13 protein-coding genes are annotated in these 14233 nt (G+C 67.4%); 9 read left to right on the plus strand and 4 right to left on the minus strand.

From position 1 onward, the window contains the following. Nucleotides 1–33: 33 nt before the first annotated feature. Entirely contained in the window at nt 34–666 is a 633-nt protein-coding gene (locus ACWY4P_RS48230; RefSeq protein WP_456207129.1) for a TetR/AcrR family transcriptional regulator, read from the minus strand. A 331-nt stretch (nt 667–997) separates the two neighbouring features. Between ACWY4P_RS48230 and ACWY4P_RS48235 the strand changes: the two genes are divergently transcribed. The 6 genes from ACWY4P_RS48235 (at nt 998) to ACWY4P_RS48260 (ending at nt 7152) form a co-directional block, all read left to right on the plus strand. Then, nucleotides 998–2134 (plus strand): sugar ABC transporter substrate-binding protein, encoded by a 1137-nt coding sequence (locus ACWY4P_RS48235; RefSeq protein WP_456207130.1) that lies wholly within the window; start codon nt 998–1000, stop codon nt 2132–2134. Then, nucleotides 2131–3054 (plus strand): carbohydrate ABC transporter permease, encoded by a 924-nt coding sequence (locus ACWY4P_RS48240; RefSeq protein WP_456207131.1) that lies wholly within the window; start codon nt 2131–2133, stop codon nt 3052–3054. The genes ACWY4P_RS48235 and ACWY4P_RS48240 overlap by 4 nt, the downstream gene beginning before the upstream one ends. Before the next feature lies 1 nt (nt 3055). Continuing rightward, nucleotides 3056–3931, plus strand: a complete 876-nt coding sequence (locus tag ACWY4P_RS48245; protein ID WP_456207132.1) for a carbohydrate ABC transporter permease — start codon at nt 3056–3058, stop codon at nt 3929–3931. Nucleotides 3932–4061: 130 nt separating this feature from the next. Further along, the gene (gene uidA / locus ACWY4P_RS48250; protein ID WP_456207133.1) at nt 4062–5852 is read left to right on the plus strand and encodes a beta-glucuronidase; all 1791 of its coding nucleotides are present in this window, start codon (nt 4062–4064) and stop codon (nt 5850–5852) included. A gap of 265 nt (nt 5853–6117) precedes the next feature. Further along, nucleotides 6118–6327: a hypothetical protein gene (locus tag ACWY4P_RS48255; RefSeq protein WP_456207134.1), complete on the plus strand. Its 210-nt coding sequence runs from the start codon at nt 6118–6120 to the stop codon at nt 6325–6327. A gap of 57 nt (nt 6328–6384) precedes the next feature. After that, nucleotides 6385–7152: a hypothetical protein gene (locus ACWY4P_RS48260; protein ID WP_456207135.1), complete on the plus strand. Its 768-nt coding sequence runs from the start codon at nt 6385–6387 to the stop codon at nt 7150–7152. 137 nt (nt 7153–7289) lie between these two features. Here the strand turns inward: ACWY4P_RS48260 and ACWY4P_RS48265 are convergent, their stop codons facing one another. After that, nucleotides 7290–7967: a hypothetical protein gene (locus ACWY4P_RS48265; RefSeq protein ID WP_456207136.1), complete on the minus strand. Its 678-nt coding sequence runs from the start codon at nt 7965–7967 to the stop codon at nt 7290–7292. A 265-nt stretch (nt 7968–8232) separates the two neighbouring features. Here ACWY4P_RS48265 and ACWY4P_RS48270 point away from each other — a divergent pair, with 265 nt between their 5' ends. Next, nucleotides 8233–10938: a LuxR C-terminal-related transcriptional regulator gene (locus ACWY4P_RS48270; RefSeq protein WP_456207137.1), complete on the plus strand. Its 2706-nt coding sequence runs from the start codon at nt 8233–8235 to the stop codon at nt 10936–10938. Between the two features lie 115 nt (nt 10939–11053). Here the strand turns inward: ACWY4P_RS48270 and ACWY4P_RS48275 are convergent, their stop codons facing one another. Then, nucleotides 11054–11326 (minus strand): alpha/beta hydrolase, encoded by a 273-nt coding sequence (locus tag ACWY4P_RS48275; protein WP_456207138.1) that lies wholly within the window; start codon nt 11324–11326, stop codon nt 11054–11056. 193 nt (nt 11327–11519) lie between these two features. On the opposite strand from ACWY4P_RS48275, the gene ACWY4P_RS48280 reads away from it, so the two are divergent. Next, a complete protein-coding gene (locus ACWY4P_RS48280) occupies nt 11520–12293 on the plus strand; it encodes an SGNH/GDSL hydrolase family protein (RefSeq protein WP_456207139.1) in 774 nt (257 codons plus the stop codon). Nucleotides 12294–12476: 183 nt separating this feature from the next. Here the strand turns inward: ACWY4P_RS48280 and sigJ are convergent, their stop codons facing one another. Then, nucleotides 12477–13412, minus strand: a complete 936-nt coding sequence (sigJ, locus tag ACWY4P_RS48285; RefSeq protein WP_456207140.1) for an RNA polymerase sigma factor SigJ — start codon at nt 13410–13412, stop codon at nt 12477–12479. 141 nt (nt 13413–13553) lie between these two features. On the opposite strand from sigJ, the gene wrbA reads away from it, so the two are divergent. Continuing rightward, nucleotides 13554–14162, plus strand: a complete 609-nt coding sequence (wrbA, locus tag ACWY4P_RS48290; protein WP_456207141.1) for an NAD(P)H:quinone oxidoreductase — start codon at nt 13554–13556, stop codon at nt 14160–14162. Nucleotides 14163–14233 lie beyond the last annotated feature (71 nt).

Genomic DNA, 14233 nt, shown 5'->3' on the forward strand with positions numbered 1-14233 from the left:
GCTGAGTCTGGTCGGGAGGGGCGCCAGGTACTGCTACGGGTGCCGGCTGTCGGCGGCAGGATCGCCCAACAGATCCTCCAACCCGGCCGAGATCCCGGCTATGAGATCACGCCGCGGGTCGATGAGCCATTGCAGCTGGAGCCCGTCCCACATCGCGACAAGGGCCGCCGCGATCAGCTCGGGATGCCTCCTGTTCGCGATCCGTCCCTCGTCCTGGTCCCTGCGTACTGCGGTCGCGAGAGCGGTGACGACCCGCTCGTACCTGTCACGGAACCACTCGTGCGCCGGATGATCGGGAGCCGAGGCCTCCGCGGCCAGCAGGGCGAGGAGCCGCAGCATCTCCTGTCGTTCCAGATTGCGGCGGACGTACTGCAGGACCGCGTAGGCCACACCCTTTCCCCGGCTGTCCGACCAGAAGGAGTCGGTGCTTGCGGAATCGGCGTTCTCGAGGACGGCCACAAGGAGCGCGCTCTTGCTGGGAAAGTGGTGGACGACGCTGGTCAGGCTGAGGTCGAGCTGTTTAGCGATCTCCCTCAGGGAGCCTCCGCGGTAGCCGCGCGCCGCGAACACGGCGGTCGCTGAGGCGACGATCTCGGCCCTGCGCTGTGCGCTCTTGGCGTAGGGGCCTCGGCGAGTGGCCGGACGGGCCGCCGTCTCTTCGGTCATGGCTCCAAGCCTAAGCGGGCGGCGCGCAACAGTGTCCGGTCATCCGCCCGCCATCATTGCCCTTGCTGAAACTATGGCACCTGTTCGGTTTTCGCTGTACCGTCTCGCTCACCCACACCGCGACGTGCGGAAGAGCCGCTCACGCATCCACCGGGTGGAGAGGAGACGGGCAACGGTGATCACCTCACATTTTTCAAAAGCGCTCATAGGCGGTCTGACCGCCACACTGCTTCTGATCGGTTGCGGCCGGTCCGACACACAAGGAGGTGGGGGCGGAGCGGGCGCTCCCGTCGACAACTCACCTGCCAAGGGCGAAATCAGCGTATGGGCCATGGGCACCGAGGGTGAGCGCCTGCCCGAGCTGGCCGCGCGCTTCCAGAAGTCCAACCCGGACGCGAAGGTGAAGGTCACGGCCATCCCGTGGCAGGACTACGCCAAGAAGGTCGAAACGGCGATCGCCTCCCAGAGCACGCCGGACGCCACCCTCGTCGGAGCCGCTGACCTGACGAACTTCGCCTCGACGGGCGGACTCGAGCAGGTGCCGGCCGGGTTCGTCGACACCTCGTCCTTCTACCGCGGCGCCGCCCGGAGCACCACCTTCGACGGAGGTACGTACGGCGTCCCCTGGTATGTGGAGACACGCTCCCTCTTCTACCGCAAGGACCTGGCACGGGCTGCCGGAGTTTCCGCGCCGAAGACCTGGAAGGAGTACCGCCCGTTCCTCAAGGCCCTCCAGAAGGAGGGCGCGAAGTGGGGCCTGTCGCTGCCCACCGGCGCGGCGGCGAGCTGGCAGGGTGTCCTGCCCTTCATGTGGCAGGCCGGTGCCGATCTCATGAACGAGAACAGCACCGAATTCACCTTCGACACGCCCGAGGCGCTCGAGGGGCTGGAGTTCTACCAGTCGTTCTTCACAGCGAAGACCGCGAGCCGCAACGGGCCGGTGAGCCTCGGGGAGATCGAGCCGCAGTTCGTCGACGGTTCCACCGCCGCACTCATCTCGGGTCCCTGGGAAACGGCGCTGCTGAAGGCGGCGGGCGGAGCGGACTTCGTCGAGGACAAGGTGGGGATCGCCCCGCTCCCGAAGGGGCCGAAGTCCAACGCCGGCTACATCGGGGGAGGGCACTGGGCGGTGTTCAAGGACGCGAAGAACCGCGACGGTGCCTGGAAGTTCATCCGGTGGCTCTCCCGGCCCGACGTCCAGCAGGATTGGTACGGACTGTCCGGAGACCTTCCCGCCGTGCAGTCGGCCTGGAATGAGGGGAAGCTCAAGTCGGATCCGACGCTGGCCGTCTTCCGATCGCAGCTGGAGACCGCGCTGCCCGGCCCGAACGTCACCACGTGGAAGCAGATCACCGCGGTCCTCGATGCCGAGATCGAGAAGGTGGCCAAGGGCGTCTCTTCGCCGAAGGCGGCTCTGGAACGGGTCCAGGCGAAGGCGTCCGCGATCGGAACAGGGCAGCCTCGATGACCACGACCACCTCCTTGGAACCCACCAGGCAGCGGACTGGCGGTTCCGGACACCTGCGGCGCACACTGGTCGCCTGGGCCTTCTGCTCGCCCTTCGTCCTGCTGTTCGCCACTTTCGGCGTTTGGCCGGTCTTCTCGTCACTGTCGATGAGCGTGACCGACATCACCAGCAGGGACGTGAAGACGCCCTTCAGCGTCAACTTCGTCGGCCTGGACAACTTCACCGAGCTGTTCGCCGATCCCACCTTCGTCCGAGCCGCTCTGAACACGATCTATTTCGTCGCCGTGGGCATCCCTCTGACCATGGTGATCTCCCTCGCCGTCGCCGTCGCGCTCAACTCCGGGATCCAGCGTGCGAAGGGCTTCTTCCGCGTCGCCTACTTCGCTCCGGTCGTGACGAGCATCGTGGCGATAGCGGTCGTGTGGAGGTACCTCTACAAGCCTGACGGGATGATCAATTCAGCCCTGTCCGTGGTGGGAATTTCGGGGCCGGACTGGCTGAACGATCCGAACTGGTCCATGCCCGCTCTCATACTGATGGCGGTCTGGCGGCACTTCGGCATCCCCATGGTGATCTTCCTGGCGGGACTGCAGGCGATACCTCCGGAACTGCACGAGGCGGCCGTTGTGGACGGCGCGTCCCGCTGGCGTGTCTTCCGCAGCGTGACCTTGCCGCTGCTCCGGCCCGCCACGCTGGTCGTCGCCGTTCTGCTCAGCATCAGCTACCTCCAGTTCTTCGAGGAACCGTACGTCATGACGAGCGGCGGCCCCTTGGACAGCACGACATCGATCAGCTACTACGCCTACGAGCAATTCGGCTTCGGGAACTACGGACTGGCTTCGGCCGCGTCCTATGTGCTGGTCATCGCGATCGCTCTGCTGAGCCTTCTGCAGTTCCGTATCTTCCGAGCGAAGGCCTGACATGACCGCCACCACCACAACGGCAGGACCGGCCTTCCGGGACCGGCGTCCGTCCCGGCGAGTCCCGACGGCTCGTGTCGTTCTCTACTGCGCCCTCGTGCTGGGCCTGCTCGCGACGCTGGCGCCTTTCGCCTGGATGTTTCTCGGCTCGGTGAAACCGACGGGTGAGATCGTCGCCCATCCGAGTTCCTGGCTGCCCCGGTCCCCGACCCTCGCCAACTTCGAACAACTGCTGTCGAAGCAGAACTTCGGGCTGTACTTCCTGAACAGCACACTCGTCGCGGTGGCCTGTGTTCTGGGAAATCTGCTGTTCTGCTCGATGGCCGGATACGCCTTCGCGAAGATCGAGTTCGCGGGGAAGCGTCTGCTGTTCGGCCTCGTCCTCACCATGCTGATCATCCCCGGCGTCACAACCTTCGTCCCACTGTTCGTGCTCGTCAGCAACATGGGCCTGAGCAACTCCTACCTCGGGCTCATCCTGCCCTTCCTCGTGACACCGTTCGGCGTGTTCATCATGCGGCAGTTCATCCGGGACATCCCGGACGCCCTCGTCGAGGCGGCGCGACTCGACGGTGCGGGCGAATCCCGGATCTTCCTCAGGGTGATCCTTCCGCTGACACGGCCCGCGCTGGCGACACTGGCGATCCTCACCTTCCTCGCGCAGTGGAACAACTTCCTGTGGCCGCTCGTCATCGCGCAGACCGAGGACCACTACACGCTGCCCGTCGCCCTCGCCCTCTTCTCCGTGGGAGCCAACGGCACCAACTACGGCCTGTTGCTGGCCGGGGCGGTCACGGTCGTCGCACCGATCATCCTGCTCTTCCTCTTCCTGCAACGGCACTTCGTCCAGGGCATCGCCAACACCGGCATCAAATAGACCGGACCGCGCCCGACCCGACCGGCCCTGCAGGCGCCGGCGGCCGCGCGCCCTTCGCCCCCTGGGCACCCTTCATTCCTGCCTTTCGACCGCCGCGTCGACTTGCGCACACAGAACAGGAGAACCAACCATGCTTCGTCCGCAGGACGGCCCGACTCGTGAACGCCGCTCTCTGGGAGGCCTGTGGAGCTTCCGCCTGGACGCGGAGGGGGCCGGCCGTGCCGAGGGCTGGTGGCGCTCGCGGCTCGCGGGCGCTGTGGACATCCCGGTGCCGGCCAGCTACAACGACATCTTTCCGGACACGACCGTCCGTGACCACGTCGGCGACGTCTGGTACCAGACGCATGTACGGGTTCCCGCCCGGTGGGCCGGGGAACGGACGGTACTCCGCTTCGACGCTGCGACGCATCGCGCCACCGCCTGGGTCAACGATGTGGAGGTCGCCCGGCACGAAGGCGGTTACACCCCCTTCGAGGCCGACGTCACAGCGCACCTGCGGCTGGGCGCCGAGAACCGTGTCACCGTCGTGGTCAACAACGAACTGACCTGGGAGTCGATACCACCCGGCCGAGTGGAGGAACGTGCGGACGGCCGCCGGGTGCAGCGCTACTTCCACGACTTCTTCAACTACGCGGGCCTGCACCGGCCCGTGTGGCTGTACACCACGCCCCCCGTCCATATCACCGACATCACCGTGACCACCAGCCTCGAGGACACGAACGGCCTCGTCGCCTACCGCGTGGACAGCACCGCACAGGCCGAAGAGCACGTGGTGCGTGTCTCGCTGCGCGATGCCTCCGGGGTCGAGATCCATGCCACCACCGGGGCGGTGGGGACCCTGAGGATCGCGGACGTGCACCCCTGGGCGCCCGGCGACGGCTACCTCTACGAACTCGAGGCCACGCTGTGGAGCGACTCCGGCGACCTTGTCGACAGTTACCGGCAGTCCGTGGGCGTGCGCACTGTGGAGGTACGGGGCAAGGAGTTCCTGATCAACGGAATCCCCTTCTACTTCAAGGGCTTCGGCAAACACGAGGACGCCGCCGTGCGCGGCAGGGGCCACGATGACATCCTGATGGTGCATGACTTCGCCCTGCTGGAGTGGACCGGCGCGAACTCGTTCCGCACGTCGCACTACCCGTACGCCGAGGAGGTGCTGGACTATGCGGACCGGCAGGGCGTGGTGGTCATCGACGAGACCGCGGCCGTCGGCCTGAACCTGAACATCGCGGGAGGTGTTTTCGGCTCCGGTCGGCAGGTGTCCACGTTCTCGCCCGACACTGTGAGTGAGAGCACCCTTCGCACGCACCTCCAGGCGGTAAGGGAGCTCGTGGCGCGCGACAAGAACCATCCGAGTGTCGTGCTGTGGTCCATCGCCAACGAGCCGGACAACGTCCAACCGGAGGCGCGCGACTATTTCGCACCGCTGGCGGCCGAGGCACGCCGACTGGACCCCACACGGCCCGTCGCCTACGTCAACGCGCTCATGGGGGAACCGGACCAGTGCGTGGTCACCGACCTGTTCGACGTTGTGCTCCTCAACCGTTACTACGGCTGGTACTTCAGCCCCAACGACCTGGCAGCGGCCGAGACGGAGCTGGAGGCGGAACTGCGGCAGTGGGCCGCGCGCGACAAGCCCATCGTCATCACCGAGTACGGAGCGGACACGTACCCCGGACTGCACAACGTCGTACCCAGCCCGTGGACCGAGGAGTACCAGACCGAACTGCTCGACGTGTATCACCGGGTGTTCGACCGTGTCGACGCGGTCGTCGGCGAGCAGATCTGGAACTTCGCCGACTTCGCCACGGCGCCCGGTGTCTTCCGTGTCGATGGCAACAAGAAGGGAGTGTTCACCCGCGAACGTCGCCCGAAGGGCGCGGCGTTCAGTCTCCGCGCCCGCTGGCGGAAGGCCGGCTAGTACCGCAGTTGCGGTTCTCTATTTGGGCCGCAAGAACAGCCGGCAGCTGGCCGAGCTCCTCGTCGTCGACGACGCCGGCTTAATCCGCCCAAGTCCTGGACCGAAGACCCGCAGCGATGCCAGGCGGCACGAATCCCTGTGCTGTCCTGGCCCGCAGCGGGCGAATGGTGAGGCAGTGCCTCGACTGGATGGAAGCCCCGGAATGACGCGGTAGTAGAAAATGCAGCTGAGTGCGGGAGGCTTCGCAACGGGAGGAAAGTGGGGCGTGAGCCAACGGGATCTTCTGCAGCGGCGGCTGACTTGGGAGTGCACCGGAGACGTGCTTGCGCCGTACCGGGTCTCAGTCGGTGATCGGGTACTGACCGTGCAGGTCGGCAGTTTTCCCGATGAGGCCCTCTACACGCTGGTGGTCGACGGGATTCCTGCGGTGGAGTTCGACGACTGGCCGGCTACCTGGCAGCGTCCTGGCCTGTAGCAAGGGACCAAGCGGGGTTGACCGGCTGGAGCCGACGGGCTTGGCGAGGAGGCGGTGATGGCGGAGATCGCGGGTGCACGGGAGCGGCTCGAAGAGGCGTCGGCGTGGTTGCGTGAGCAGATCCGTACGCTGGCCGCTCACGTCACCCCGGGGGAGGACCCGGATGTGTCCGTACCGTTCGATCCGCTGATCGTCGACTGGCGCGAGCCGCTGCAATACCAGTACCGGATGAGCGGGCGGGTCGACCTGCCTGCGGAGCGGCACGAACTGCCGGTGCCCGCCCGGGCGGCTGCGTTCCTGCGCAAGGAGGGCTGGGATACCGCCGAAGAGATTGCGGAGTCCGATTCGGGTCGGCTCACCACCGTGATCGCGTCCCGTGAGGGATTCCGCGTCTCGGTGCGCTTCGAGGACGCCGGCGTGCTGTATTCCGGTCGTACATCGATGCTGGCCCTGTACACGGCGGAGCCGTTCGTACGGCCCGCTCCGGTGCTCACTCCGGAGGCGGTGCGACGCGGTTACCTTTTGTGCTGCGAGTGCGTGGGGCCCTTGGCCTGGCCGCTGTGCGAGAGCTTGCGGGAGGATGGGGGCCCGATGACCTGGGCGACATACAAGTGCCGGTGCAGCCATCCGCGGTATCGGCATGAAGGATCCCAGTTCTCAGGCGCCTGCACCGACGACTGCTTGTGCGCCGTGTTCGAGGCCCCGTCGCCGGGACCAGCGTATGGCGATCCCGAGCCGTCGACGCCCGAGCCGGACCGCACACCGCATCCAGCCTGTCCGTTGCAGGACCCGGACTGCTTGGGCTTCCACGACCTCGGAGCATGACGGGCAAGAGCGCGAACCACTCGTTCACCGGGCAGATGCCCGAAATATTGGCCTGGCCCGCCGTGACCCCGAGGTTGGATTCGCAACGGGCACGGCACCGTGGACGGTGCCGTGCCCGTTGTGGTGTGCGTGCCGGCTCAGCCGCAGTGGCGGAATGCGTCCGTGGTACCGGCGGTGGTGACGAGGCCGGAGCCCTGGTCCAGGACAACGATGGTGGCCGGCTGCGTCTGGCCGCTTCGGCACCTGATGTCCGCGACGTACTGCCACCCTGGCAGGGTGCCGGCGGCGTCGGCGGTCAGCGGGCCAAGCGAGTACGGCCCGGCCGTGTTGATCCCGACCGCGTAAAACCGCACGGTGCCGCCGGGGGTGAGCCCGCTGCCGCCGGCGTAGAGGTAGCCGCCCAGTTGGTGGAACGAGGTGTAGACGGACACCCCGCCGCGCGGCGTCGCGCCCGGGTCAGCCAGCCGCGAGGGAGCGTTGGCGTTGTCGCTGCGGGCCTGATCGCGGCTCGCCGGCGGCACGCAGACGTGGTCCGTGGGTCGTGTTTCGCGCCAGACGTAGCCCTGCTTACAGGTGTCCGGGCCGTAGACGCCACCGTTCGGCTCCCTGCGCGATGGGCCCAGCGCGTTCTCCGTTGAGGTCTGGGAGCGGATCTGCGGCGTCACGCAGACCTGGTCGGCCGGGATCGCCTCCCGCCACACGAAGCCCGTGGCGCAGGTGTACGGCCCGTACGGCAGGTCGGCCGCCGCGGCCGTTGAGCCCGTGACCACCAGTCCGGTCAGCAGCGCCACCGCCGCGATCAGCCCAGCGATCACGCGCCGTAAGGAGCCGGATCCGGCTTCCTCAGAGACGCTTCTCTTGCCGTGCATATGTCCCCCTCCGTTGGTGGGTCAAGAGTTGGGTAACGCCGCCGGATCACGAGTCCGGCAGCGTTACCCGTCATTCAGTGCGTCACCCGCGGGTACGGGAAAAGCTACGTTTGACACGGCGTCATGTCGTGAGTAGTGCGATACTCAATCCCGGGGCGGGGGCCTGCGAGGACCCGCGGGTGAGGGCTGATCTGCGCAGGTGGGGCTGCCGATGAAAGATCAGGAAAAACGTCCGACGTCGACGGGAAGTTGTGATCCGTCTCCGCGCTCCTGGCCGCTCACCGGCCGGGACGGAACATTGACCGAGTTGACTTGGCTGATGGAGCACCCGGCCCCGCCCGGCCTGCTGATCATGGGACCGGTCGGCGTCGGCAAGACGCGGCTGGCCCGCGAACTGCTGTCCCGGACCACCGTGCCCCAGGGGCGGGTACTAGCGGCCTCGGCCACCGAGAGCGCCGCGCAGATCCCCTTCGGCGCTCTGGCGCACCTGTTACCGGCAACGTTGCCCACCGCCGAGGGGCGTCCCAATCTTCTGCGGATCCTCGCCGATGCGCTGCTTGCTCATGTTCGTGACGGACGGCGGATCCTGCTCGTCGATGACGCGCATCTGCTTGACGACGGCTCGGCCGCCCTGCTGCTGCATCTGGCGGTACGTGGTGGCGTCCGGATCGTTCTCACCGCACGCTCCGGTATGCCGATGCCGGACGCGATCGCGGCGCTGGTGCGCGGAAACTACGCCAGCCGGGTCGACGTGCCGCCGCTGGGTCCGGATTCCGTCAGCCGCCTGCTGGAACGGACACTGTGCGGTCCGGTGCAGACTGCGACCGCGCGCCGACTGTGGGAGTGCAGCGGCGGTAATGTGCTGTGGTTGCAGCAGCTCGTAGACGCCGGACTCGTCTCCGGGAGGCTGGCGCTCATTGCGGAGGTGTGGTGCTGGCAGGGACCGTTCCAGCTGAGTGCGCACCTGGTTGACCTGGTAAGTCAGCGCATCGGGCAGCTCTCTTCAGAGGTGCAGCGCGCCGCCGAACTACTGGCGTTCGCGGAACCGCTCGGCGTGATGGTCCTCGAACAACTCACCAGCGCCGCGATGATGGACGAACTCGACCACCGCAACCTCCTCCTGAGTGAGGAGGACGGCCGGCGCACACAGGTCCGGCTGGCTCATCCCCTCTACGGGGAGGTGCTGCGTCGGCAGACGCCACCTCACCGGCGGCGGAAGTACTGCCGGGATCTGGCCACGGCGATCCAGCGGACCGGCATGCGTCGGCGCGAGGACCTGGCGCGGGTCGGCGGCTGGCGGCTGGAGGCCGGCGATCTCACCGATCCACAGTTCCTCCAGTCCGCGGCTGACCACGCCATCCTGACGATGGACTTCACCCTGGCGGCACGGTTGGCCCAAGCAGCCTGTGATGCCGGTGGTGGTGCGTCGGCCCGGCGAGCACTGGCCGTCGCGCTCGGCCACACCGGGGACGGTGTGCAAGCCGAGCAGGTCCACAGCGGACTGGCGCAGGCCGTCACGCCCGAACGCGATCAGTTGCGGTCGGTGCAACTGCGGGCCGTCAACATGTACCTGTCGCTCGACCGGCCCTCCGACGCGCTGGAACTGCTGCGCCTTGCCGAACAGACGATGACCGACGATGCCGCGCGTGCGGAACTGACTGCGCTGGAAGCAGTCCTGCTGGCGCTGCAGGCCGACTGGCCGGCGTACGCGCAGGCCGTCGCCTGCGCCCGGCAGGCGGGATCGCCGAGCACACGGACGACGCTCCGGATGCGCTACGCCGAGTGCATCGATCATTTCTGCCACGGGCGGCCGGGTGCTGCGTTGCAGCTCATCGAATCGGCACTGCCGATGGCGTCGGGCGAAGACGACTTGCCGATGTTGCACGCCGGTCTGCTGAGTTGGCAGTCCAACGCACAGGCATTCGCGGGACAGCTGGGCGAAGCCGAAGCGTCCGCCACCGCCCAGTACCGGCACGCACAGGCTGCCAACTGGATTGGCAGCCAGGGTGCCTGGCAGTTCTACCTCGGCAGGATCGCCGCCCGCCGGGGACGTCTGCGATCGGCCCAGCGGCACATGCGGGAGGCGGCCGCCACGCTGCGCGACGACGACTCCTGGGGCCAGCAGGCGTTGGTCCTCGGCGAGTGGGCCACCATCGAGGCGCTGATCGGCAACGCGGCCAAGGCCAAGACGCTGCTCGACCAGGCACATCTGGCCCGCGTGGAGTCCTACCGTATCCTCCACATCCCGGCCTTTCAGATGGCCCAACCGTGGATCCTGGCCGCTCAGGGCCGCGTACGTGACGCCGCGCGGCAGGCGATGCGCGCGGCCGACGACGCTCGGCGCCAGCACGTCCTTCTCTGGGAGGCAGAGTTGCTGCACGTGCCGGTACGCCTCGGCCAGTCCGCGGCCGTCTCCGGTCGGCTCGCCGAACTCGCCACCGCCTCGGACACCCCGCACATCAGGATCTACGCAGACCATGCGGACGCCCTCGCCGCCCGCGACGCATCCGCCATGGATCAGGTCTGTACCGCATTCGACATCATCGGCATGCATCTGCACGCCGCCGAGGCCGCCGCGCACGCGGCGGGCCTGTGGTCGCGTAACGGAAACGCGGAACATGCCCAGCAGGCCGCCGACCGATGCCACCAACTTGCCCAATGCTGTGGGGGCGTCATGACACCCGCCGTCCTCGCCTGCTGGACTCCCGAGCTGACCGACCGGGAACGCGACATCGCACGCCTCGCGGCCACCGGACAGAGCAGCCAGCACATCGCGAGGCAACTCGGCATCACCGTGCGTACCGTTGACAACCACCTGTACCGGGTCTACCGCAAGACTGGTGTGACGAGTCGAAAAGAACTGCGGAAGGTTCTCACCGTTGGCCTCCCCGAAGCGGGCCTCGCACCCAAGGAGTAAACACCTGGGTGCAGGCCAACCTCCAAGCGGGTGGGAAAGTCGCACCGGACATCCGGGCCGCTGGCTCGTTGACCAGCACGGACAACCCTTCATCGCGGGCGGGGACGGTAGCCGGTCAGCCGGCCAGGTGTTTGCCGAAAAATTCGGTGAGCTCAGCGACGACGGCGTTGACGTATTCGTCCTTGTCGTACAGGTCGATGTGTGTGGCGCCGTCGATGACGACCAGTTCCTTGGGCTCGGCCGCCTTCTCGATCGCTTCCCGGCTGAAGTAAATGCTCTCCGCCTCCGAACCGGCGATCATCAAACGATCACCGGGACAGGGCTCCAGCAGACCGTGATGGCGCGCCAGACCACCCTCGAGCAGCAGCGATGAGTTTCCGAACGGCACAGGACTCGGCCGCCCGCACCTGCCTCGCAGGCTCGGATCGCAGGCGTCTGTGCTCGCAATCCAGCTATGGCGCGTCTTGACTCTTGCCGACTGAAAAAGTTCGGAACACACTCCGGAATGTTTCATCACCGTTGCCCGGAGTCACCAGAGATCGAAAGGCGGCATCGTGGTCTCCCCACCAAGGAAGGTGATCATGACAAGGATAAGACGCCTGGTCACCAGCTCCCTCGCTCTCGCGTCCCTGATCATCGCGCTGATCACCACAACAGGCGCCGCCCACGCCGCCCACGCCGCATCCGCCGGCGGAGTCCGCGTCATGCCGCTCGGCGACTCGATCACCGACGGTTTCAACGTACCGGGCGGCTACCGCGTCGATCTCTGGCAGAAGTTCGTGGCAGGCGGCCACAATGTCGACTTCGTCGGTTCCATGTCCAACGGTCCGAGCAGTCTCGGCGACCGAGATCACGAAGGCCACTCCGGGTGGACGATCGGCCAGATCGACAACAACGTCGTGAACTGGCTCCGCACTTACACCCCGCGCACCGTACTTCTGCACATCGGCACCAATGACATGTACGGTGCCGACCCCGCCGGAGCACCGGCCCGGCTCTCCACCCTGCTCGACCACATCACCGCCACGGCCCCCGATACGGAGGTCTTCGTGGCCACGATCGTCCCCATATCCTTCGCCGACTCGACCGTCCGCACCTTCAACGCGGCGATCCCCGCGATCGTGCAGAGCAAGGTGAACGCCGGCAAACACGTCCATCTGGTTGACATGTACCGGGCACTTACAACCGCCGACCTGGCAGACGGAGTGCACCCGAACGCGGGCGGCTACAGCAAGATGGCCAACGTCTGGTACGGCGCGCTCCTCTCGGTGCCCGGCAGCATGGACGACAGAGGCCCGTCACAGACGGGAGGAGCACATCACGGCGCAGCCGTCGCTGTCCGGTCGAGCCGCTGACAGGAGTGGGAACCCACACTTGTTGATCATGGATCAGCGGCGCTGCGTGCCAAGGAGACTGGGCTCTCCCTGGACACCATCCGTTGATCGGCCGGGTCGAACTTCGGCGGACGGCCGCCGCACCGGCAGCGATGGGCTCGTTGAGTGCAAGGGGCGCATCGCCACGCCATGTTCGCGGGGCCGTCAGCCCGTCGTCCAGGAGCGGAGCTTGTCGGGGTTGAGTACGGCCCAGATGTGATTGATCCGGTTGCCGGTGACGTCGAACGCCATCACCGAGACGGTGGCGCCGTCCAGGTGAGCCACCAGACCCGGCTGACCGTTGACCGTACGCTCCACGAGCGTCACGGCGGGCGCCGCAACGGGCCGGTCGGCGAAGAACCGTGCGACCTGCTCGGCGCCTTGGACCGGGCGGAGCGTGGCCGTGACGAGTCCACCGCCGTCGCCGGTCGCCGTGGCGTCGGAGGCAAGCAGGCCGATGAGCGCGTCTACGTCCTTGGCCTCCCAAGCCTGCTTGAAGGCTCTGACGATGCCAGCGCGCTGGGCTGCTGAGGAGGCGTCGGGCTGCGACGCGCGAATGCGTCGGCGGGCCGAAGAGGCCAGCTGGCGGCATGCCGTCGGGGTTCGGCCGACGATCTCGGCCACTTCGGCGAAGGGGTAACGGAAGACGTCGTGCAGGATGAACGCGACGCGCTCGGCCGGGGTCATCGCCTCGAGCATGACGAGGAAGGCCATGTTGACCGACTCGTCGAGGGTGACCCGGTCGGCCGGGTCGACGCTGCCGACGCCCGGCCACCCGCTGATCCATTCCGCACGGTCGGGCAGCGGCTCCGGGATCCATTCGCCCACGTAGCGCTCGCGCCTGGCCCGCGCCGAGCGGAGCAGGTCGAGGCAGATACGGCCGGCGACGGTCGTCAGCCAGGCGCCGGGGGAGTCGATGGCTTCCTGCCGCTGTGGGGACATGGCGTACCAGCGGGCGTAGGTCTCCTGTACGACATCCTCGGCATCGGCCAGGGAGCCCAGCAGCCGGTACGCGAGGTTGGTCAGCTGACGCCGCTCGCTCATGATCGCGCTCAGGCACGGATCGGGCCGGCCGTGTCCCGGCTCGGATGGGTTGGTCATGGTGTCACCGGCTCCCTTGGACGCTCTGCCTCATCCCTTACGACGAGCCGTCGCATCGAACTGTGAGGTCGGCACCTCGCCTCACATCTCGCAGGGCTCTCTCGTCGTACCGATCAGGCCCGCTCAGAAAGGAAACCGATCATGGAACCCGTGAACGTCGCGATCATCTACTACAGCTCCACCGGCACCGTACATACCTTGGCGCAAGCCGCCGTCGAGGGCGCGGAGAAGGCCGGCGCCAACGTGCGACTGCGCAAGGTCGCCGAAACGGCCCCACCGGAGGCGGTCAGCGCCAGGCCGGAGTGGGGCCGACACCTGAAGGACACCGCCGACATCGCCGAGGCCGGCCACGACGACCTGGAGTGGGCCGACGCGGTGCTCTTCGGCACCCCCACCCGTTTCGGCAACCCGGCCAGCCAGCTCAGAGCTTTCATCGACACCACCGGCCCCCTGTGGTTCCAGGGCAAGCTCGCGGACAAGGTGTACTCGGCCTTCACCGCCTCCAACACTGCCCACGGCGGGCAGGAATCCACCCTCCTGGCGCTGGCGAACACGTTTTACCACTGGGGCGGCATCATCGTGCCCCCCGGCTACACCGACCCCGTCCAGTTCCAGTCGGGCAACCCCTACGGCACCTCCTACGTGGCCGCCGACGGCCCGCCCGGTGAGGTGGCCCTGCAGGCAGCCCGCTACCAGGCCCGCCGCGTCGTCGACACCGCGGCCTTCCTCAAGGCCGGTCGCGCCGCCTGATCCAGCACGGACAGACCGCGCCGCGGTCGACGGGGCTCGGACCCGGATCTGTGACCGCGCAACGGGGCTGT

Source organism: Streptomyces sp. LZ34, from assembly GCF_053890475.1.